Origin of the sequence: Vibrio sp. MMG023 (genome assembly GCF_021654215.1) — a bacterium.
In the GTDB taxonomy this organism is placed as follows: Bacteria; Pseudomonadota; Gammaproteobacteria; order Enterobacterales; family Vibrionaceae; genus Vibrio; species Vibrio jasicida.
Window position 1 is genome coordinate 186,053 of the sequence record NZ_JAKFZP010000005.1, and the last position, 22,780, is coordinate 208,832.

Consider the following 22,780-nt stretch of genomic DNA (forward strand, 5'->3'; position numbering starts at 1 on the left):
CTAAAACTAACAGTTTCACAATGATTTGAAGTCAAACGCAGTTCTCACAAATGCAGAAGAACCTTTCAGCACTCTCCTTAAAATACTTCTCAACATCAGGTTTGGGAATAAGAGTATGGCAAGCGATAGATTTCAGTGTTTGAGCAAAAGAAACAAGGCACAGAAAGATATCTGTCTGAAACATATAAAAGAAAATGAGCTGGATATTTATGTTCCAGACAGTAAAGCGTTTGTTGATTTATGGGTTTTCGAAAAGAATGCCAAACTAGCAGTTGATGGTATAAATGAAGATATTGTAAGACGGAAATCGATAAGCCAGTTCCAACGCTCTACCACCAAGGCGATTTTCTTATGATAGAACAGAAGCCCCCAGTGCATTTGGCTTTGGTTTTGGGAATGTTTATTTTATTGGGCGTGTTCTCATTTTATCGCTTATATGAGTATGTCACGTTGGAATCTCTTCAGCATCAAATAGGCAGCAACTTTTCAATCATATATATAAGTACATCTCACATGGTGAATATCAGTGGTTTGATCCTAATGCCTACTTTAACGTTATTCATGGCCTCTCGTGTTATTTTTAAATCTTCGGCTATGTCTGTTAAATGGATAGGTTGCGTAACCGCAATTGCTTTACTCGTTGCTATTCCTGGAAGGTTAATTGAGTTTGGGCGATTACAAAACATCGCAGAGATTAACGGTTATTCGGCATGTCCACCCTTTACGCTTGCTTCAAGCGGGATGTTTGTAGAGGCCATGGTGAAAGAACAAAGATATTGCATAGAACCAGAAATCAATCGCCTCGGAATGTATGGTTACTATCATGAGTTGGAGAGAATCGATAAGTTCATCAAAGAGAATATGAGCACCAATTCGGATGGATGATATGAAGTAACTCAAAGAGCGCCTAAGCGCTCTTTTCTTTTACATTGCCTTTTGGGTGATGGCCGAATCTGTCATTCAAGTAGAGAAGTGCACTGACGAAGAGAGCCACAACGGAAACCGTAAAGAGGGCATACATACTTAAAACCCAAGCGAATGTGGCTGTCAGAAAGGCAATGAAGGAAAACATTCTGCTGAATGACATTACATGACCTAATTTTTTACTTTTCATAACGCCTCCCAGAGCTTAGTGGGTAGAGCCAGAGTACTTTCACTCCGCATTTGTATTGTCTCTTTTTTGCTCAGAAGATACCCAAAAAGTAGGCTAAATATTTCTCAAAAAAGATTAAATATTGACCTGGTAGACAGTTTTTAATAGCCAGTTGTTGTGAGTTTCATTGCATAGCGTTTTAGACAGCATTTTTGATTCTATTGAGCGTCAAAAATGATTTTTATCTTTGACTAAAGTAAATGCATCCCAACTGAAAACGCAGGAAACTCTTATGTTAAAGACTCAACTTAAACGTGTCGCATTGATTACCAGCCTATTGGTTTCATCATCAGTGATGGCAAGCAAAGGCGCTTACAACACTGACATTCCATCAAGCATCATGACACCTGATAAGGTTGAAACCAGCATTGGTACTCTGAATTTCAAGGATGGCGTGCCAAGCCAACAAACCATGGATACGCTGTACAACAATCTCGATACCATGCGTGCGACAGAAGTGTTTATGAACGCGATTCCTATGGCCTCTATGGAAGCGTTGAGAGTCGGGCATGAGAAGATGGGGCTAACCAGTTCAAATCAGGTGATGCTGTTTGATGATCTGATGGATTCAAACCCGCTATTTTTAACGGGTAACACGGATACGGTTTACGCATCGGCATTTCTTGATTTAGAACGTGATGGTCCAACGGTTGTGGAAATCCCGCCGGGCATGGGGCCAACTACAGTCAACGATGCCTTCTTCCGTTTTGTGACCGATATGGGCGTTGTAGGCCCAGATAAAGGTCAGGGTGGTAAATACCTTATCTTGCCACCAAACTATGACGGTCCAGTCCCTGAGGGTTACCATGTCTCGCAGTCAACAAGTTATACCAACTGGTTTATTGCGCGTGGCTTCCTGAAAGATGGTAAAACCGATGCTGCTGTGAACTCATACCACACAGGTTTGAAGATTTACCCATTGGCGAAGAAAGGTGAACAGCCGAAGATGGAATTCATCTCTGGTAGTGGTAAGTCTTTCAATACTATCCATGCGAACGACGACCATTTCTATGATGAAATCAAAACGGTGATCGACAAAGAGCCGATTGAGTTCATCGACCCAGAAATGCGTGGTTTGATTGCGACTATCGGTATTCAGAAGGGCAAACCATTTGCACCGGATGCTCGCATGCAAAAGATCCTTGAAGATGGTGCTGCGATTGGTAATGCAACGGCACGTGCACTGATGTTCAACCCACGCACCGAGAATGCATATATTTGGAACGACCGTAACTGGAAAACCGCATTTATTGGCAACGATTACCAGTGGTTAATTGAAGAAGGGAACGGTGGACGAAACCTAGATGCGCGTACCTATTTCTTCTACATGGCAACGGTTAACACGCCAGCAATGGCATTGAAGATGGTTGGTAAAGGATCTAAGTACGCGATTGTCGATAAGTCTGCACAAGGCGAGTACTTTGATGGCGGCAAGAATTACAAGCTGACGATTCCTGCCAATGTGCCTGCGAAGAACTTCTGGTCTGTGGTGGCTTACGATACGCAAACACGTTCCGAGCTACAAACGAGCCAACCGTTCCCTAGTAAGAACGACAAACGTGATGACATGATTGCTAACTCAGATGGCTCGATAGATTTGTACTTTGGCCCGAAAGCGCCGAAAGGCAAAGAAGCAAACTGGATTCAAACCGTACCTAACAAAGGCTGGTTCACCATCTTGCGAGTATATGGCCCACTAGAACCTTGGTACGACGGTACATGGAAGCCAAGTGATATCACTGAGGTTAAATAAGATAAGAGCTTAAGTCCTAGAAGCTGAAGATGTAAGCCGACCTGTTTATTGGTCGGCTTTTTTGTATTCGTTGACGATGTGGCAATTGAATTTAGCGGTTTATCTAAGTGCTTGTTTAATAAATGCTTCTACTTGCGCAATGATTGGATGTTGGTAGAAGGCTCGATGGTACTGAATGCCTACGTCAAACATCATGGGTTTACCTTCCAACTTCAAAGGCAATCGACGAATGCCTGCGGGCAGCTCTTGGTCATCGATATACATGCCAACAAATACATATGGGCTGACTTTGACGCAATCTAGCGCAGCACTCATAGAGGAGACAGTCAGTTTTTGTTCTAGATTCACGCCAGTCAACTTACGCATTCGCTCGTAATAAGCGCTTACATCGAGCGATCCCATTGAGACGCGCACAGTATCTAGGTTCTCCATATCGTTCAGCTCTATTTCTTGCTGTTGACTGAGTGGGTGTTGATCATTGACGTAAGCGAAAATCGGCACTGAGCTGACTTTGCGTTCTACCATCCTTTCATTGAGTTCATTCGGAAAACCACCAATACCAATCGCGACAGCACCACGTTTGGGGTTTTCTATGCTTTCAATCGACCAATCAATAAAGGCGATCTTAGGCTTTTGCTCTTCTGTTGTGAGGGCGGTGACCAAAGGAATCGTTAACATGGCAGAAAGAGGATTGATAATGCTGAAAAGGTATTCGTTCGCATGCTGATTCGCATTGTAGCTTTGTGCCAGTTGCGGTATCTGCTCAAGTTGTTCTAACGGCTCGCTTATGGCTTCACATAGCTGCTGGCAAAGGAGAGTGGGGGTGTAGAACCCTTTCTCCGCATTGAACAGTTCGTTATCAAATCGCTGGCGACATTCGGCGAGCTGTCGAGTAAAAGTCGCTTTGCTGATGTCGAGAGTGTGACACACTTTCGCCTGCGTTTTTTGCTGGCTGAGCAGATAAAGAAAGCGATACAAATTTAAATCAATGGTATTTTTCACGAAGTAAGCGCCTCAAAACATTGAGCTTTAAGTATCAACGCCTCTCATCCTCTGTTCCAATAAAATCTGCATCATTTTTTTCTTTTGTGACATAGAGTTAGCTCGTAAGGGTATGGTGTATCAATACTGATATCGAAACTAAGATTACGTAAAAGATGAAAAACAGTGTTAGGTAAGCCCTTGATCTCCTCCTATAATTAGCTTGCATATGGAGGATGTTTAGTAGACAAACATCCTCTATTTTTTGAAACCTACAACAAGGAACCGGCATAAGTCGTTTTTGCTGGTGTTGTTTACATTTACCAAGAAGGTGATTTAACACTATTAATTGAGGTTCTTACGATGACTCTTAACAAGTACTTTGTTTTCATTCCGGCAGATATGGATCAGGAAACGCACAAGGAACAGAAAGTGAATTCTGAAACGGAAACTCAACGTCAGGCATTAGTAAAACAGGCGCAGCAAGAAGGTGGACTGTAAGGCTAGGTTTCAAAATAAGAAGAGCACCCCAAGAGGTGCTCTTTTTTTATCTCTCACACTTCATCATTTCAGTATACCAAGGCTCTTGAGCTTGCGATAAATGGTATTGCGGCTCAGACCCAACATGCGTGAGGTTTTACTGATGTTACCTTGGTTTGCTTGGTAGGTTTTCACCAGTTTATCTTCCACAGTCGTACGCATGTCTCTGGTTTTTGACGTACCCACTTGTTCGATAACATTTGTTTGGCTTAGCTTTTTGGCAAGATGAGTAGGTACGTGGCTAAGCTCGAGTTGCGTTTCTCCTTGTGCCATCAAGGCTGACACTTTTATTAAGCTGTCGAGCTCACGCAGATTTCCCGGCCAACCATAGCCCAACATTAATGACAGCAGGTGAGGGCAAATGCTTTGTTCAGACTCGGCGTGACGACGATGAATGTTCTCAATCAGTGCTTGTTTGTCGCTACGCTCTTGGAAACGAGGCAATTCGACGATGAGTCCGTTTAGGCGGTAATAAAGATCCTGACGAAACTCACCTTGCTCAACCAATCGCTCTAAGTCTTTGTGTGTGGCGGCGATGATTTGTGTATCCACTTGGATGGTTTGGTTTGAGCCAACAGGCAACACGGTTTTGTCTTGAAGAACATGCAGCAGTCGGCTTTGCGCTTCTAATGGTAAGTCTGCGATTTCATCTAAGAACAAGATGCCTTTGTGCGCTTGACGGATCTTACCTTGATAGCCTTTGTTGTTTGCTCCGGTGAATGCACCTGCGACATAACCAAACAGTTCGGATTCGACCAAGTCTTTCGGCAGCGCACCGCAGTTCACGGAAACTAATGGGCCGTTTTTTCTCTGGCTGTTTTTGTGCAGAGCTTTAACAAACTCATTCTTACCTACGCCCGTTTCGCCAAGGATCAACAAGCTAATGTCTTTATCTATAACGCGATTGGCTTGCTGCCAACAGTGCTCGACGGTGGTATCGCCGTAATGCAGGTCATTCGAGGCAGAAATAGCACGAGATGATGTTTTTCGCTCCGATAGTGGCTGAGTTTTGAAGACTAAATATTGGTTACTGGCAGAATCGTCGAGTATAGCGGCGAGTTGCTGTCCAACAACGTTGGTTTGATCCAGCAATTGTGAGGCAACTTGGTTATGAGCCAGAATCTGACCCTCTTCATTGGCGATGATGATGCCTTGCCAACCGCTATTCAGTAGACCTTGCTCACAGGCTAAATCCACTCGAATATGCCCTTGAGGAATTTGGTTGAGCAGTTGATTCTCCACTTGCTGAACCATGTTTTGCACTAAAACTTGCGTTGAAAAGTCATGCTTCTTTTGTTCGCTAGTGATGTCCAGAACCCCAATCAAGTGACCCAAATGATCAAAGATAGGGCTTGCCGAGCAACTGATGAAACGGTGATGTTGTATGAAGTGCTGGTCACCAATCACAGAGACAGGCTTTGCTTCCACTAATGCTGTGCCAATGGCATTCGTACCTTTGAGCTTTTCTTGCCAACATGCACCAGAACTGAGTGCAATCTCGGTCAACTTTTCGTGGAATTTGGGTTGTCCCCAGCTACCGATGATCACGCCATCTGCATCGGTCAAGATTAGGCGACTGTCGCTGTGCGCAAACAACTGGTTAAACAGGGGAAGAGCGAATTGTTTGACCGCATCGATCAAGAAATTGAGCTGGTGGCGTCTGTCTTCAAGAAACGCGGAAGTTACGCGAATATCGTCTGGCCGACGTCGCTGTTTTAAACCGGCTTGCTCACTTCTATCCCATGAAGTGGAAAGCCAATTGCTGTTGGTAATGTGTTGAAGTTCCATGACTGTACCATTTTGTCACAGTGAGGGTGTGCCATTTTGGAACACTTGAACACTGGTGTTCACACCATACATCCGCTCAAACGTCACTCACTTGGTTTGTTATCGCTTGGTAATCATAGTTTTACATTTAATTAACAACAAGACGCGCGTTGTTGGCATGTGACTTGAGTAATGAAGTGAACAACATAACTGAGTTGAACACTCGGTTGTTTAAAACAAAAAACTGAACGAGAACAAAAGGAAGAGTTATGATTTATGCACAGCCAGGTAGTGAAAATGCCATCGTTAATTTCAAATCGCATTACGACAACTACATCGGTGGCGAATGGGTAAAACCAACGGGTGGTGAATACTTCGACAATACATCGCCAATCAATGGTCAAGCGTATTGTAAGGTAGCTCGTTCCGGAGAAGCAGACATCAATCTTGCACTTGATGCTGCACATGGCGTAAGAGCTCAATGGGCGAAAACCAGTGTGACTGAGCGTTCGAACATCCTACTTAAGATTGCAGATCGCATTGAGCAACATCTTGAAGAGTTGGCTGTGGCAGAAACATGGGAAAACGGCAAACCCGTCCGTGAAACATTAGCCGCAGACTTGCCTTTGGTCGTCGACCATTTCCGTTACTTCGCAGGTTGTATCCGCGCTCAAGAAGGCAGTGCGGCCGAGCTAGATGAGCATACCGCAAGTTATCATTTCCCGGAGCCGATTGGGGTAGTTGGGCAGATCATCCCTTGGAACTTCCCAATGTTGATGGCGGCTTGGAAGTTGGCTCCAGCGTTGGCTGCAGGCTGTTGTGTTGTGCTAAAACCTGCCGAACAAACGCCGACTTCGATTCTTGTTCTGATGGAAAAAATTGGTGATCTTCTGCCTGCTGGCGTGGTGAACGTAGTCAATGGCTTTGGCTCAGAAGCAGGGCAAGCACTGGCGACCAGTAACCGAATCGCTAAGTTGGCATTTACGGGTTCAACAGAAGTCGGTAACCATATTCTGAAATGTGCCGCAGAGAACCTTATTCCATCAACGGTTGAGCTTGGTGGCAAATCTCCAAATATCTACTTCCCAGATGTGTTTGATCACGAAGACGAATACCTAGATAAGTGTATTGAAGGCACCTTACTTGCGTTCTTTAACCAAGGCGAGGTGTGTACCTGTCCATCACGTGTGTTAGTGCATGAGTCTGTGTACGACAAGTTTATCGCTAAAGTCGCAGAGCGCGCGCAGACAATCAAGCAGGGTAATCCACTTGATACCGATACTCAGGTTGGCGCTCAAGCCTCGCAAGAGCAGTTCGATAAGATCCTGAGTTACCTAGAAATCGGTCGTCAAGAAGGCGCGAAAGTCGTGTTTGGTGGCGATGTAGCGAAACAAGAAAACGACTTGGAGCAGGGCTACTACATTCAACCGACTTTGTTACAAGGTCACAACAAGATGCGCGTATTCCAAGAAGAGATCTTTGGCCCGGTCATCGCAGTGACCACCTTTAAAGATGAAGCGGAAGCACTAGCGATTGCCAATGACACGGAATATGGCTTGGGTGCAGGTGTGTGGACGCGAGACCAAAACCTCGCTTATCGCATGGGACGAAACATCGAAGCAGGGCGTATTTGGATTAACTGCTATCACGCATATCCTGCACACGCTGCGTTTGGTGGTTACAAGAAGTCAGGTATCGGCCGTGAAACCCATAAGATGATGCTTGATCACTACCAGAATACGAAAAACCTACTCATTAGCTACGACGTCAATCCGCTAGGCTTCTTCTAGAGTGAAGATAGAAAACACTTTAATTAGAAAGCCCTGAATCATTCAGGGCTTTGCTCATCTCTGAAAACCCAGTCATAACGACTCACTTTTTTTCCACACCGTCACTGATAATTTATATATCAAGCATCAATGAATAAATGCGTTAACTGTTGGCTTTGCTTTTAGTTAATGCCTTGTTAAACATCAATGGCTTGTATGTTCAACTCAGTGGTTCCTTTCGGACAGAACGATTACACAAGTCATTTGGTTCATCGGAAATGAGATAACTAAATGAAAAAAAGATCCGTATTAATACCCTTGTTTCTCTTATCAAGTGCAGCTCATGCGGCGAGCGATTATGTCGTTGGTCAATTGATTCCTGAAAAAAGCGTCGTGGTAAAAAGTGAAGTCGTCGGCGTGGTGGATTCTTATCGCTACGATAACGGGGACTCTGTGATTAAAGGGCAGGAGCTTTTATCTTTATCCTCAGAAGATTATGCATTGAGTTTGGACTTAGCCCGTAACGAGTTAGAGGTGAGTCGCGCCGAGTTAGATATTCAAGAAAAGCAATTAAAACGTTATCAATCCCTGCTGACCAGCAATGGTGTCTCGGCAAGTGACGTGGACAACCAAATTCGTGTGACTAACATTGGTCGAGCTCAGTTCAACGTAAGTAATACACACTATAAAATCGCCGCACGAACATTGGATAAAGCCTCTCCAGATGCGCCTTTTGATGGGGTTATCATCAATCGCTCTGTTGAGCTAGGGCAGTTTATTTCGGTGGGCGATGCGCTCTTTACCATTGCAGATATGGAACGATTGAAAGTGCGTTTTCACCTGTTAGAAATTGATTTCAACAAGTTCAGTAAAGGCGAGAAGGTTAAGGTCGAAGTGCCTTCTGTTGAGCAGACGTTGGACGGCACCATCACTTTACTTTCTCCTGCTTTCCAAAACAGTGAGCCGGGCTTCCTTGTTGAAGTGACGGTAGAAAACGCTAACGGCAAGCTTAATCCGGGCATGGAATCGTACGTGTATTTCAATGATCAGGAGGCACTGTGAACTTCTTCTTAGATTTGCTCTCTCACCGAAAGTTTGCGTCTAAAATCCTGACCATTTTGATCATCAGCATTGGTGCCCTTACTGCCTACAATCTTCCCCTTGCTGAGAAGCCTCGATTTGACTTAGGAAAAGGCGATATCGTCACGGTTTATCCTGGTGCCAGTGCGAAAGATATTGAAAGCAACATCACCAGTAAAATTGAGAAAGAACTGCTGTCCATTTCGGGCTTGAAAGAGTTCACCTCCACGTCGGAAACTGGCGTCTCAAACATCAGTGTGGTGCTGGACAGCAATGTCTCTGATCCGAATGCGGTTTACCAAGACATTCGAGATGCACTGGCAAGGGTAACGGATTTACCTGCTGGTGTGACCGAAGCGCCGACGTTGTCGATCAAAAAATCGTACAGCTTGGATTTCATGGTGGTCGGTATTTCTGGTGATGTTGGTTATAAAGCACTGCGAGATAAAGCCAAAGACCTAGAGTTGGCTTTGCGGCGTGTTGAGGGGATTGGTGAAGTTTACACCGTCGATTTGCGTGCGCCAGAGTTCTTAATCCAACTCGAACCGATTTCTTTGAGACGTTATGGCTTAACGTTGGATCAAGTGGCGGCATTGATTGCAGAGCGTAATACGCTGATCAGCGGTGGTCGTCTGGAAACGTTAAAGAACAACCCAGAACTGATGACCTCTGCCGAGCTGGATAGCATTGAAGAGCTGCGTGAAATGTTCATCTCATTCAGCCCGAATATTCAACTTAAAGACATTGCAGGTCTCATTGAGGATGGGTTTGAAAAAGGTGAGGTTTATGGCTCAATCAACGGTAACAAGAGCATTCTTTTTGACTTAAGAACTAATGAAAGCGCGGACGTTATTAGCACTTCTAACGCGGTGAAAGCTCTGATTGCAAATCAGCAAAAACTGCTCGGTGACAAATACACTATCGCCATCGGTTCTGATTTGTCTGAAGACATCCAAGAGAAAGCGCGCATAGTGCAAGACAACGGCTTGGTTGGACTTGGCTTGGTGCTGATCACGTTGGCGCTTTTCCTTGATAGACGCATTGCATTTTGGGTCGCGGTTTCTATTCCCGTATGTATCTTCGGCACGCTGGCTTTGCTGCCTCCTTTCGGGCAGATTCTGGATGTGTTCACTATGTCCGCCTTAATTTTGATTGTCGGAATTATTGTCGATGATGCCGTGGTGGTGAGCGATAAAATCGTGGCACTAGTTGAAGAAGGTTATCCAGTTGATAAGGCGGTCTCGCAAGGTGTGAAGAGTGTATTCCCAGCGGTCCTAGCGAGCATTTTATCGACCATGATTGCCTTCATACCTTTGCTCTTCTTACCGGGAAACAGCGGTAAATTGGTTTATGTAATTCCGCTTACGGTCATTATTGCGTTGTGCTTTTCGTTTATCGACGCGCTGTTCTTTATTCCTGCCCATTTAAAAGGCATTTTGAGTAAGAAGAGTCAGGTAAAGAAAAAGCCATTTTTAGATTTAAGCGCACTGAATCGTTTAATTGAACTTGTCATTCGAAACAGCAAAGTAGCGCTGCCATGTATTACCGTAGTGATTCTGACTTTAGGAGCGATTTCATATAAGAGTTTGAGCTTCTTGTTCTTCCCAACAGACGGCGCGTATTTGATAGAAATCAGTGCTGAATCGAATCCAGAGTTAGATTTGGATGACGTCTGGAAAGAAACACAACAACTCGAAGCGCTGATCAAAAGCACTGAAGAAGTGAATTATTGGTACGGCGAAGTGAGCTCACCAAATAGCTATTGGGTGATTTCATTAACACCACCAAACAGCCGAACAAGAACCGCAGAGCAAATCGTCGAAGAGTGGGAAGAGAAAGCAACGCAAATTACAGGGTTGGCTCAAATTGAGTTCGATATTGATGGCGGCGGTCCTCCGGTAGGGCGTCCGGTGGATTTGCGTGTCGTTGGCGGTACGGATGAAGGGCGAGAAAAGCTTGCTAATGATTTGACGGCGTACATTGAATCATTGGAAGGGACGAGCCGAGTACGACGTGATTTAAATGTACCAGCACCACAGATTCAAGCTGAGCTGCAACATCACTGGCTCAAGTACTACGGCATCAGTGCCAACAAAGTTGGGGATATCATTAAGTTTGCGATTGACGGTCAACGCGTGACGCGGATCTTTAATGGTGAAGAAGAAGCGTACTTCCGAGTCGCTTTAGAAGAAGACGACAAATCCTTAAAAGAACTGGATAACATTTTGGTTCGCGCCAGCAATAACAAGCTGGTGCCATTAAGTGAGCTGGTTCGATGGAGAAATGCCGATGCAGAAGCACAAATCAAACACTTTAATGGAGAGCGAGTGATTCGTGTCTCGTCAGGTGTCGATTCGACCGTGACTGATCCGGTTGCCGTTTTTGCTGCGGTTCAAGAAGCCTTTGCCAATAAAGAATACGGCGGTGCCTCTATTATTGCGACAGGGCAGATCTTAGAAACACAAGAAGCGCAGCAAGGCTTTATGATCGCGATTAGTGTGGCGTTTATTGGCATTGCGTTGCTTCTGATTCTTCTTTTTGACCGAATGCGCGAAACCTTAATTGTGTTGACGGTGATTCCTTTTGGCATCGCTGGTGCGCTGTTTATTCTGTTCTTACATAATCAGGTGCTGAGCTTTTTCTCCATCATCGGGATGATTGCCTTGATTGGTATTATGGTGAACAACAGCTTGGTGCTGATTTGGCACTTCAAAGAACACGAAGCGGAATGTAACGATACCAACTTGCTGGAGTTTGTCATTCGCGGAACGCAAAGCCGAGTAAGACCAATCACCTTAACCACAATCACAACCGTTGCAGGTCTTATCCCGCTTGCGTACGGCTTGGGTGGCTACGATAACTACATGTCGCCGATGGCGCTGGTGGTTGGTTGGGGCTGCGTGATCTCAATGATTGTCACACTTACCGTGATTCCATCCATTTATCTATGGACACACAGGAAAGGGAATCAAAGTGTATCCGCAGTCAATGACAACAGCGAGGAGAGAACCTTAGCGACCGACTAAGTACGCTGGAAACACCGGACAGCCCGTAGGCAAACTCTGCGGGCTTGTTACTTTGGACTAAAACTAAAGTCGTACGCGGTTCATAATTGCTTACCGATCAATGCCTTTTGCGACGTGGTGATAATTCTCAGGATGTGATCTCGAACGTTATCAACTTGTTAACGGTTGCTATACTTATCTGGCCATAAACAAAGGAAAAAATAAGGACGTTCAATGTTAAAGCTCAAGCAAATTGCTGTCGCGGCTTCTCTGGCTGCACTAAGTGCAAGTTTTTCAGTTTCTGCTAAAGATACGTTCGTAACCATTGGTACGGGCGGTGTAACTGGCGTGTACTACCCAACGGGTGGTGCTATTTGTCGTTTGGTGAACAAATCACGTGCTGACCATGGCATCCGTTGTTCAGTAGAAAGTACCGGTGGTTCTATCTACAACATCAATACCATTCGTGCTGGTGAGTTGGATTTAGGTATCGCTCAGTCAGACTGGCAGTACCATGCTTATAACGGTACAAGCAAGTTTGAAGATAAAGGACCTTTCAAAGAGCTTCGTGCTGTGTTCTCTGTACACCCAGAACCGTTCACCGTTGTGGCTCGTAAAGACGCGAACATTCAATCGTTTGATGATTTGAAAGGTAAGCGCGTTAACATCGGTAACCCTGGCTCTGGTCAGCGCGGCACGATGGAAGTGCTGATGAAAGAGTACGGCTGGACGAATGACGATTTCAAACTGGTGTCTGAGTTAAAAGCATCAGAGCAGTCTAAAGCACTGTGTGACAACAAGATCGACGCGATGATCTACACAGTAGGTCACCCAAGTGGTGTGATTAAAGAGGCGACTACCTCGTGTGACAGTAACATCGTAACGGTAGCTGGCCCACAAGTTGAGAAGTTGGTTTCTGATAACAGCTTCTACCGTATCGCAAACGTACCGGGTGGTATGTACCGCGGTTCAGAAAGCGATGTACAAACCTTTGGTGTAGGTGCGACGTTTGTTTCTTCAACGGCAGTGCCAGACGAAGTGGTTTACAACGTAGTGAAAGCGGTATTCGAAAACTTTGACGATTTCCGCCGTCTACACCCAGCATTTGCAAACTTGAAGAAAGAAGAAATGGTGAAAGATGGTCTATCTGCGCCACTTCATCCAGGTGCTGAGAAGTACTACAAAGAGGTGGGTTTGATTAAGTAATCTCACTCAGAACCAATAAAAACGCCATCGTAATTTGCGATGGCGTTTTTGTTTGTGTGCTATCTGAACTTGTTGTTATTGAAGTATAAAGTAGAGGCTAATATTCAATACCTTTAGAGGTGGGTTCTCGAACGCTATTTAGAATGCGTAAATGATCGTCATTCCGCTAAGCGTGTCATCTCTTTTTCCTGCTCCTAATCCATCTTCTTCTGTTGCTCTCACTTCCCCTGAAATGATGAATTGCGGTGTCGCGTGGTAGCTGATGCCGAATGAGTAGACATTGCGATCACCATTTACCTGTAGCGTTGAGTCATCGAAATCGACGCTAGATAGGTAAATGTAAGGACGAATACCCATAGCGAAGTAGTAGTGTGCGTATAAGTCATAGGCATTTGCATCAGCGTAAAGGTTCGGTTTACCTGTTGGCGCAGTACCATCAAACCCGTAACCAAACAAATCGGTTTCGTGTGCATTTTCTCCGATCGTATAGGCTGCCGATATTTGGAAGCCTTGGCTTACGTACTTTGCGGCAAGAGTCGTTAGTTCTTGCGAATCACCATCATTTAAACCACCAGAGCTACCTTCCACTTTGTTGCGCATATAGGTAGTTCCAAGGCTCAAACCAGAGTCAAAATCGTAACTTAGCGCGAGTGCTAGGTTGTTATCCCTAGTCAGCCCACCCATTTGATTGCTCACGTTATTGAAGCCGTATTGAGCTGATAGGTTCAATGCATCAAAGCTATTACGATAAACGACAAGGTTATCACCGCGTGCCGTCGCTAAAAAACCACCGTCTTTTCCATCGCTGAATAGTGGTGTTGCGTCCGGATCAAAAACAATGAGGTTGTCCATGTATCCCGCGACGTCGTAATAAGCAGAATATTGCTTACCAATTCGTAAGCTACCCAACTCAGTGTGGTTGACGGATATGTAACCCAAACGACTACGGAATTTATCTCCATTTTTATTTCCAAATTCATTCGATGGTGGATTCAGAATTGTGTCCCATTCGAACTTAACGTCCGTAGACCACTTGTCATTGAGGGTACGTGCTACACCAATGTTCAATGTACTGCGACTTGTGTTAAAGAAGTGGTCAAGAAAATGAACAGGTTGGAAGTAGTCCATGAGAAATGCACCACCAATATCGACTTTGTTTACTTCGTCTTCATAAACAGTTACCGAATAAGCATTGTTAGAAAGTAGAACCGTAGAAGCGACAATAAGTAACTTAGTTTTCATCTTAAACTCCATTTCAAAATCTCTGTTTATTGGTTAATAAGGGTGGGTAGGAGATCCATCATCGACATGAAGTGGAAGGTGGCAGTAAGCAAACCAAACAGAAGCACCATGACGATCATTGTGTTGCCAAACGGGGTTTTAAATCCTTCTTGTCCACCTTCGAGTTGACGAGTTTTATAAACAAGTAAGGCCGGGATAAAACAAGTCCATATGGTTGCGGCAGCGCCTGCGTATCCAATTGCTAGGACAAAACCAAATGGGAATAGTAGGGATAAGATGAGTGGGGGAAGGAAGGTTACGAGACACGTTTTGGTTCGGTCTTGCCGCGTATCTGAAAACTTGAAAAAGTCAGCAAGGTAATCAAATAGCCCTAGTCCCACACCGATGAAAGAAGAAAGAATCGCAGCCATTGAAAAGGCGTTAATCGCGTTGGACACCTTATCTGAGTCAATGACGGAATCTAACGCGGCAAGTAGTGTTTCGACGTTTCCGCCTTGCTCGATTACGGGAATAAACTCAGAACGAGGTAAGTTGCCATTGATACTCACTAGCCAAAGCACGTAGAGTGTAAACGCGATGCTTGTACCGCCGAGAATCGCCAACTTGGCGTGGTACTCACATTTGTAATAAGCACGCATAGTCGCTACCGAGTGATGGTAACCGAAGGAGGTTAACGCTACGGGTAGCATCGCTAAAGCAAAAGGCGCGTAATTTGTTTCTTTACTGATATGGTCAAACAATATGTTGGTATCAATATTTATCGCTAAACCTGATACACCAAATATAAAACTCAATATCATGAAGATAATCAGAATGACTGAAATTCTGTCTACCGCTCGTGTTGAATGCCAAACAAATAAAGAAAATATAGTGACAAATAAAACAGAGGAAACTTTACTGTTAATACCAAGGATACCTTCAATGATCAGACCTGATGATGTGATATAAGCATAAAGTAATATGCCTCCAACAAAATAAACTGCGATATTATTTAAAATATTTACTCTATTGCCAAGAACGTCTTGCGTGACAGTATTAAAAGATACTTTTAAATCATATCGCTTAAAAGATTCTAAAAGCATCCATCCTGATATTGTCATCATGATCATGGTTACTAAAATGGCAATAATACTCCAGGTTGTCCAAGCGCCAGCTCCAGCACTTGGTAATCCGAGCATTCCTGCACCTACGCAAACACTTGCAATTATACAAGCGCCGCCAAATAAGGACGGTTTCTTTTCCATGTTTATATTCCTGTAAATGAAATGAATAAACTCAAACCAAATAACGTGTAAGAAAGGAATCTCGCGCATCTAATTATCGATGCGCGAGTGTCTTTTAGACCTCTTTTAAGCGAGCAGTAAAGTGACGTAGTACTTTTGGTTCATAAGTGAAATTCAAGCCTTTTACGTTTTGAGCGTTCTCTTTCACTTTTTGGAAAGCTTCTATGACAAAGTCCATATGGGTTTGCGTGTAAGTAGCGCGAGGAATGGTAAGACGTAACAGTTCTGCGGGACACGGATGTTGTATGCCGGTAGCGGGATCTCTGCCAAGTAACAAAGAACCGATTTCAACCGCACGGATGCCCGCTACTTTATACAGTTCGCAGGCGAGCGCATGAGCAGGGAACTGCTCTGAAGGAATGTGTGGGAGTAATTTTCCGGCGTCAACAAATGCTGCATGGCCGCCCGCTTGTTGGCAGACTACGCCAATGGCTTCTAAGCCATCCACCAAGTATTGGACTTGTCCTATGCGGTATTCCAACCACTCAGTGCGCATGCCATCATACAATCCCACAGCAAGGCGTTCCATGGCACCGCCTTCTAAGCCGCCGTAAGTAGGAAATCCTTCTTGCACGACACACAAAGTTCGGCTCTCGGTATACACATCCATCATTGAGTCATCTTTGAAACACAACAGACCTCCCATTTGTACCATTGCATCTTTTTTCGCAGACATCGCAAGGGCATCAGCGTATTTGTAAGTTTCTTTGGTGATCTCTGCGATGGTCCAGTCTTTATATTCAGGCTCACGCTGTTGTACAAAGTACGCGTTCTCGGCGTAACGTGCAGAATCCATGATGACAGGGATGTCGTAGCGTTGAGCTATCTCATAAACGGCTTTTAGGTTGGCGATAGAAACAGGCTGACCACCGGCTGAGTTACATGTGATAGTGCTGACAATGTAAGGGACGTTTTCTGCTCCCGCCTCTAATATTGCGTGTTCTAATTTCTCTAGATCAAAGTTACCTTTGAAGTCAGCGGTGACGGACGTATCGAACGCCTCTTCGGTATAAACGTTTTTGGCAACGCAGCAATTCACTTGCGTATGGCCTTGCGTTGTATCGAAGAAGTAATTGGATAGGGCCACCATTTTTGAGCGATCTAAGCCTTTTTCCTGCTCACGCTTTTTGATGAGTATTGGGATGTAAATCTGCTCTGCACCGCGGCCCTGGTGGGTCGGGATGGTCAGTTTATAGCCGAAAATGTCTTTAACCGCGTTGGCTAGGGCATAGTAACTACGACTTCCGCTATACGCCTCATCACCCATCAACATTGCAGCTTGCATTTGTTGGGTAATAGCACCAGTACCACTGTCGGTGAGTAGGTCGATAAACACATCTTCACTATCGAGCAGGAATGGGTTCATGCCTGCTTTTTGAATGGCTTGTTCTCGGTATTCACGTGTGGTGGTTTTTACTGGTTCTACGACGCGAATGCGGAATGGTTCTGGCAAATGTTTAAAGTTTTCCATAATTAAGTCTCTTATTTTATATAGACGTGCGAAGCTAGCCTTTAATATTTTTATATTTAATAAAGGAAGTGCTAAGAAAATAAATGTAATAAGGATCGACTAACCTTCTTACCGATGGTTAGTAAGACGAGACTAGAGAATAGAAAAAAGAGGTAGGACAGATAGTTTAAAGTCGTTGGTGTACCAAGCTATTGAGCTTGACCATAACTTTTCTTGGATCTGAATATACTTCATATTTAATCCTGTGAGTTATAGTGGTTAGACACATTATTATGCTTACATAACTAATATAAATTAAAAATGTAAACGTGCAATAATTGTGAGGTTGTTAATGTATATACTGGGAAAATGTTATATACGTTCACATAATAAATCCGTGATTATGCAAGGAGTTTCTATCCAGATTTTTTAACTTATAATGCTTTAGTTGGTGTTTTTTAGTATGAACAACTTTAATTTAATGAGTAGTTAAGGTTTACATAATTAACTTGTTTCTAATATTTTCTAAAGAAATAGCAATTGATTGCGTATTAAAATGTTAGCAATAGCCATGTTCTTTTTACATATATACATCGATAAAAAAGTAGATAGTGATGGCGATAGAAGAAAGGGCAACAAAGCCTTTTACGTGGCTGGGATTCAACTGGCGAGATACACGTGCAGCCAAGTAGCCGCCAACCAATGTGCCAACCATTACAACGCTGCCTTTGGTCCAATCGATTGAACCGTTAGCAACAAAAATTACGATAGCAATCAGAGAAACACAGGTCGAAACCAGCAGCTTAAGCCCGTTCATTAAGTTGATGTCTTGGTGTCCTGCAACCACTAAATAACTCAACACGATCACGCCTAGTCCAGCATTGAAGAAGCCGCCATAAGCAGAAACGCCAATCAAAAGAAGACTCAGTGCAATTACGCCTAAAATGCCGGCGTGTTTGGTCTCCTTGGTCAGAGATTTAATTAACGCAGTCATGCGTGAGCCAGTTAAAAAGAGTACGGTTGCGAATAACAATAGCCATGGAATCGCTTCAAGAAAAACAGATTCTGGCGTGTTCAGCAGAAGGTATGCGCCGACAGCGCCACCAATCAAACTGAAAGAGATAGTGAAAGCCAGTTCTTGCTTGTTCTTCATGATTTCTTCGCGAAAGCCGATTGCACCACTGATGTAGCCTGCGCAAGAAGCATAGGTATTCGTCGCGTTTGCCATGATGGGAGGCACGCCAACCGCCATCAATGCAGGGAAGGTAATGAAGCTACCACCACCGGCGACGGAGTTCATGATCCCACCAATGATGCCCGCAGCAAACAAGAGAGCAAATTCCAGCAGCATAAAAGGTCCTTTTTGTTTTTATAATTTTTGTTTCTGAACGGTTAACACTACGCAACTCACCCAAAGAAATAAAGTAGCGATTAGTCCAAGAAAAAAGCCACCGCATAGGGTGGCTTGGTTTCAAAGGTCTATCTGAGGGAGAGATAGAATGCTTATTGCTCAACTTTTACTGGTTGTGCTTTAAGCTTTTGAAAGAGTTTTACAAACAGTGGACTACCAAGTACCAATACTGCAAGTACGGTGAATGTCAGCGTGATTGGGCGTTCCCATAAGAAGCTCAGTTCTCCGTCGGAAATCATCAATGCACGGCGCAGGTTCTCTTCCATTAATCCACCAAGGATAAAGCCAAGCAATAGCGGTGCGAGAGGGAAGTTTGCCAGCCTTAGTGCGATGGCAGCCATTGCCACAAGTAACATCACAAACACGTCCATGGTGTTGAAAGAAACCAGATACACACCAGTGATGGAGAAGAACAGAATCATCGGCAACAACACGGTTCTTGGTACGGCCAACAGCTTTGAGATGTATGGGATCAGCGGTAGGTTGAGAATCACCAACACAATGTTGCCGAAGTACATAGAGATGATCACTGACCAGAACACATCTGGGTGCTCAACAAACAGACGAGGGCCCGGCTGAATACCATAAGCGATTAACGCTCCTAGCATGATTGCGGTTGTACCAGAGCCCGGGATACCAAGGGTTAAGAGAGGAACGAAAGAACCACTTGATGCTGCGTTGTTCGCTGACTCCGGAGCTACTAAACCTCGGATGCTGCCTTTACCAAATTGTTCTTTTTTATCCTTTGGAGCAAGGTTACGTTCCATGCCGTAACTTAAGAAGGCGGCGATGGTTGCACCTGCGCCCGGAAGCACACCAGTAAAGAAGCCAAGGATTGAAGAGCGAATAGAAACCGGCGCCACTTCTTTGATTTCTTCCTTGGTGACTTTCATCGAACCAATGTTGCTCAGCTTATCTTGTTCCTCATCACGCGTATCTTCAGAAGGCTTCAAAATACCCATCAACGTTTCACCAAGCGCAAAGGTCGCCATCGCCAACAATAGGAAGCTGAAACCATCCATCAAATCTGTCAGGCCAAAGGTGAAGCGTTCAACACCAACGCCTTTATCAATACCGACAGTAGACAACATTAAGCCCAGAATGGTCATCATCCATGCTTTTATTACTTGTCCTTTACCTGCGAACGCAGCCACTGCGGATAAGCCAAGAAGCATTAGCGCAAAGTAGTCAGAAGATTGGAAGCTTAACGAGACGTTAGCCAGTGCGGGCGCTGCCACAAGCAGCATGATGGCTGAAAGCGTACCGCCAGTGAAAGAAGAGTAAGCCGCCAGCGCAAGTGCTTTACCTGCTTGTCCTTTCTGCGCCATTGGGTAGCCATCAAACGCGGTGACTACGGTTGAAGAACAACCCGGTGCGTTGATAAGAATAGAGGAAGTTGAACCACCAAATACCGCGCCATAGTAAACACCAGCCATCAGAATCAGACCTGAAGACGGATCCAAGCCATAGGTGATCGGTATCATCAGAGCGATGGCAGAAATAGGACCAAGCCCCGGTAGCATGCCGATAAATGTACCGACAAAACAGCCAACAATCACCATCATGATGTTCATTGGCATCACGGCGGTGGATAAACCTTGTAGAATTCCATCTAACATAATTCAGTCCTTTCTTTTGACTACCAGATGGTGAAAATCAGACCAGGCTCAAGGTAGATATCCAGACCTTGAGTGAGCAACAAGTAAAACGCGATAACGAACGGGAATGAGGCGCCGAACAACACCGATTTACGTCTTTCGCCAAGAAGGTAAAAGCCCGCAAGCAGGAAGAACCCTGTCGCTAATACAAAGCCGATGTAAGTCAAACCCAGACCATAAAGCGCCATCAAAACTAAAAAGGCGATGAGCAGTTTCCAGTTGAATGACATCACAGCGCCGCTTTGTTTATCGGGCTGACCAGTGACCAATAGCATTAATGCTAAACCAATCCCAACGTAGGTCAGAATGGTCGGTAAGGTGCGAGCCGTGAAGGGTTCGTATTCATCCCCGGGAAAGAGAGGGATTTGCGTGGTTTGGTAGCCATAGCATAGGCAAAACAATAAAAAGATCATCGCACCGACACGATCGCGGCACAGCAAATTCTCTTTGGTAAAAATATTGGTTGAATGAGACATATCCAACTCCTAGAACAACAGGAAAAGACCGTATATGGGCGTTAATGACGAAGGACTAAGTCATTAACAATTAAGCGCATCGCTGCTAGTCGAGTTACTTAGTGTTTACCAATCAATAAACAAAGGAGTTTTTACTTGTCGATTATCGACAATGCCCATATACGGTGAAATTAGAGTGCAAATACAACTGGGGCTAGGGATAGCTAACCCCATAAACTCGGATAAGAGTTATTGCTTCTTCAGGAAACCTAATTCGCGCATTAGATCGCCCATTTGCTGCTCTTGCTCTTCTAGGAACGCGAAGAACTCTTTATCCGCTTTATAGTTGTCAATCCAACCGTTGCGGTCACGAACAACTTGCCATTCGTCCGTTTTGTACATTTTGGTCAGAGCCGCGTTCCATTCGTCGAGCTTGGCTTGGCTTGTGCCAGGAGCGGCAAAGAAACCACGCCAGTTCGCGAACACAGTCTCATTGCCATATTCTTTCAGGGTAGGGATGTTTGGTGCAGCGTCTAGACGTTTTGGTGCCGTAATCGCCAGTACTTTCACCTGACCAGATTTCGACATCTCTAATACTTCGCCAAGACCGGTTGAAAGCAATTGTGTTTCGCCAGATAGAAGTGCGGCCATTGCTTTGCCGCCAGCGTCATACGCGATGTAGCGAACTTTACGCGCGTCAAAACCTTCGCCTTTAAATGCGGCTGCGACGACTAGGTGATCCATCGAGCCTCGTGCAGAACCGCCTGCGATTTTTACTTTACGTGGGTTAGATTCGAAATCTTTGACCACATCTTCCCATGTGTTGTACTTCGAATCCGCGGAAGTCACGATAGCGCCGTAGTCAGCAATCGTTGCGGCTACTGGAGTCAGATCTCGGAAAGATTGCGGGAAGATACCCGTCAGTGAACGAACAACGATTGGGGTTGAGTTCACCATCAACGTATCAGGTTGGCGCTCAGCGGTTTCGATGAGGTGTGCAATGGCTTTACCACCACCGCCACCAGAGAGGTTTTGGAAAGAGACATTCTCAACGATGTCGGATTTAACCAGAACATCACCTGTGCTACGAGCTGTCATATCCCAACCGCCACCAGCACCACCAGGAATTAGGAAATGGAGTTTTTCAACATCAGCAGCAAAAGCGTGGAAAGAAAATGAGGCTGCAATGATGGATGCGGCGAGCGTTGGTTTGAGTACCTTTAACATGTTTCACGTTCCTTATGTTGGTGACTCTCTTGTTTTGAAGAGCCTTATTATTTGTTCTCCTAACGAGGTAGGGAGACTCGCTAGTGATGAGCTAAAGGTTAATAAGGTGTTAACGTGATGTCTCTAATGCGTAGATAAAGAGAATATTGAGCATAAGCGACATTTTGTTCATAAAGTTCACGCAAACATGCGGCCAGAGAATGTGGTGAAAGACTAGGTTGGTCACATCAATTAAGAGTCTAAAACCGCCATAATGATGGAGGTTGAATAGGGAGGAACAGCGATGAAAGGAACATGTTTATGTGGCGCTATTGAAGTGACCGCACCTCAACACAATGAAGTGAGCTTGTGTCATTGCGATATGTGTCGAAAGTGGTCAAGTGGGCCTCTGCATGCGGTGCATTGCGGCCCCGGTGTGACATTTAGTGGTGCTGAGCCTAAACGCTATCAATCATCCCAGTGGGCAGTGCGAGGTTTTTGTGCTGAATGTGGCACGAACATCTATTACCATTTATTGGCAACGGATGAATACATTCTTTCAGCTGGGTTATTTAATGAGCCAGATTTCAAATTGAGCTTAGAGATCTTTACCGATGAGAAGCCTGCGTACTATGATCTGCAGCCACACAGCAAGAAAATGACAGCTCAAGAAGTGTTTGACCAATATGCGCCAGAAGAGTAGATAATCATGAAGTTTCTTTGGTTAAAGATATTACTGACAGTAGCGGTATTTGCAGGTTTGTTTTTGATTGTTTATCAGCAAGTACAAAGTGGCGTAAGTTAAACATAAAAAGCCGAGT

Annotated in this window: 19 protein-coding genes; 9 read left to right on the plus strand and 10 right to left on the minus strand. The window is 44.6% G+C overall.

Going from position 1 to position 22,780, the window contains the following annotated elements; translation table 11 throughout:
* Positions 1 to 115: 115 nt before the first annotated feature.
* Both L1076_RS17430 and L1076_RS17435 read left to right on the plus strand, forming a co-directional pair.
* Positions 116 to 355, plus strand: coding sequence for a hypothetical protein (locus L1076_RS17430; RefSeq protein WP_186175716.1), 240 nt, complete (start codon positions 116 to 118; stop codon positions 353 to 355).
* Complete coding sequence (locus L1076_RS17435) at positions 352 to 885, plus strand: hypothetical protein (protein WP_186175715.1); 534 nt, start codon at positions 352 to 354, stop codon at positions 883 to 885. Before L1076_RS17430 ends, L1076_RS17435 begins: the two co-directional genes overlap by 4 nt.
* A gap of 22 nt (positions 886 to 907) precedes the next feature.
* On the opposite strand, the gene L1076_RS17440 is transcribed toward L1076_RS17435, so the two are convergent.
* Positions 908 to 1,114 carry a hypothetical protein gene (locus L1076_RS17440; protein ID WP_032801987.1) on the minus strand — a complete coding sequence of 69 codons (207 nt, stop codon included), beginning with the start codon at positions 1,112 to 1,114 and terminating at the stop codon, positions 908 to 910.
* Positions 1,115 to 1,385: 271 nt separating this feature from the next.
* Here L1076_RS17440 and L1076_RS17445 point away from each other — a divergent pair, with 271 nt between their 5' ends.
* On the plus strand, positions 1,386 to 2,906 hold the full coding sequence (locus L1076_RS17445; RefSeq protein WP_237304154.1) for a DUF1254 domain-containing protein: 1,521 nt from the start codon (positions 1,386 to 1,388) through the stop codon (positions 2,904 to 2,906).
* A 99-nt stretch (positions 2,907 to 3,005) separates the two neighbouring features.
* Here the strand turns inward: L1076_RS17445 and L1076_RS17450 are convergent, their stop codons facing one another.
* Positions 3,006 to 3,908 (minus strand): LysR substrate-binding domain-containing protein, encoded by a 903-nt coding sequence (locus L1076_RS17450; RefSeq protein WP_237304155.1) that lies wholly within the window; start codon positions 3,906 to 3,908, stop codon positions 3,006 to 3,008.
* Between the two features lie 342 nt (positions 3,909 to 4,250).
* On the opposite strand from L1076_RS17450, the gene L1076_RS17455 reads away from it, so the two are divergent.
* Positions 4,251 to 4,388: a hypothetical protein gene (locus L1076_RS17455; RefSeq protein WP_009704374.1), complete on the plus strand. Its 138-nt coding sequence runs from the start codon at positions 4,251 to 4,253 to the stop codon at positions 4,386 to 4,388.
* Between the two features lie 63 nt (positions 4,389 to 4,451).
* Here L1076_RS17455 and L1076_RS17460 read toward each other — a convergent pair whose 3' ends face one another.
* Entirely contained in the window at positions 4,452 to 6,215 is a 1,764-nt protein-coding gene (locus tag L1076_RS17460) for a sigma-54-dependent Fis family transcriptional regulator (RefSeq protein ID WP_237304156.1), read from the minus strand.
* A gap of 248 nt (positions 6,216 to 6,463) precedes the next feature.
* Between L1076_RS17460 and L1076_RS17465 the strand changes: the two genes are divergently transcribed.
* From L1076_RS17465 to L1076_RS17480, 4 genes are all read left to right on the plus strand, one after another.
* Complete coding sequence (locus L1076_RS17465; protein WP_038881709.1) at positions 6,464 to 7,984, plus strand: aldehyde dehydrogenase family protein; 1,521 nt, start codon at positions 6,464 to 6,466, stop codon at positions 7,982 to 7,984.
* A gap of 270 nt (positions 7,985 to 8,254) precedes the next feature.
* Positions 8,255 to 9,025: an efflux RND transporter periplasmic adaptor subunit gene (locus tag L1076_RS17470; protein ID WP_237304157.1), complete on the plus strand. Its 771-nt coding sequence runs from the start codon at positions 8,255 to 8,257 to the stop codon at positions 9,023 to 9,025.
* Entirely contained in the window at positions 9,022 to 12,069 is a 3,048-nt protein-coding gene (locus L1076_RS17475; protein WP_237304158.1) for an efflux RND transporter permease subunit, read from the plus strand. The genes L1076_RS17470 and L1076_RS17475 overlap by 4 nt, the downstream gene beginning before the upstream one ends.
* Positions 12,070 to 12,282: 213 nt before the next feature.
* Positions 12,283 to 13,254, plus strand: a complete 972-nt coding sequence (locus L1076_RS17480; protein ID WP_237304159.1) for a TAXI family TRAP transporter solute-binding subunit — start codon at positions 12,283 to 12,285, stop codon at positions 13,252 to 13,254.
* Between the two features lie 138 nt (positions 13,255 to 13,392).
* Here L1076_RS17480 and L1076_RS17485 read toward each other — a convergent pair whose 3' ends face one another.
* The 7 genes from L1076_RS17485 to L1076_RS17515 form a co-directional block, all read right to left on the minus strand.
* Entirely contained in the window at positions 13,393 to 14,496 is a 1,104-nt protein-coding gene (locus L1076_RS17485) for a porin (RefSeq protein WP_237304160.1), read from the minus strand.
* Positions 14,497 to 14,522: 26 nt separating this feature from the next.
* On the minus strand, positions 14,523 to 15,740 hold the full coding sequence (locus L1076_RS17490; protein ID WP_237304161.1) for an aromatic amino acid transporter: 1,218 nt from the start codon (positions 15,738 to 15,740) through the stop codon (positions 14,523 to 14,525).
* Positions 15,741 to 15,834: 94 nt separating this feature from the next.
* A complete protein-coding gene (tnaA, locus tag L1076_RS17495; RefSeq protein ID WP_237304162.1) occupies positions 15,835 to 17,250 on the minus strand; it encodes a tryptophanase in 1,416 nt (471 codons plus the stop codon).
* Between the two features lie 559 nt (positions 17,251 to 17,809).
* Positions 17,810 to 18,580, minus strand: coding sequence for a sulfite exporter TauE/SafE family protein (locus L1076_RS17500; protein WP_237304163.1), 771 nt, complete (start codon positions 18,578 to 18,580; stop codon positions 17,810 to 17,812).
* A 152-nt stretch (positions 18,581 to 18,732) separates the two neighbouring features.
* Positions 18,733 to 20,259: a tripartite tricarboxylate transporter permease gene (locus tag L1076_RS17505; RefSeq protein ID WP_005451899.1), complete on the minus strand. Its 1,527-nt coding sequence runs from the start codon at positions 20,257 to 20,259 to the stop codon at positions 18,733 to 18,735.
* Positions 20,260 to 20,279: 20 nt separating this feature from the next.
* Positions 20,280 to 20,774: a tripartite tricarboxylate transporter TctB family protein gene (locus L1076_RS17510; RefSeq protein WP_005451900.1), complete on the minus strand. Its 495-nt coding sequence runs from the start codon at positions 20,772 to 20,774 to the stop codon at positions 20,280 to 20,282.
* Between the two features lie 228 nt (positions 20,775 to 21,002).
* On the minus strand, positions 21,003 to 21,980 hold the full coding sequence (locus L1076_RS17515; RefSeq protein ID WP_237304164.1) for a tripartite tricarboxylate transporter substrate binding protein: 978 nt from the start codon (positions 21,978 to 21,980) through the stop codon (positions 21,003 to 21,005).
* A 283-nt stretch (positions 21,981 to 22,263) separates the two neighbouring features.
* Between L1076_RS17515 and L1076_RS17520 the strand changes: the two genes are divergently transcribed.
* On the plus strand, positions 22,264 to 22,662 hold the full coding sequence (locus L1076_RS17520) for a GFA family protein (RefSeq protein WP_237304165.1): 399 nt from the start codon (positions 22,264 to 22,266) through the stop codon (positions 22,660 to 22,662).
* Positions 22,663 to 22,780 lie beyond the last annotated feature (118 nt).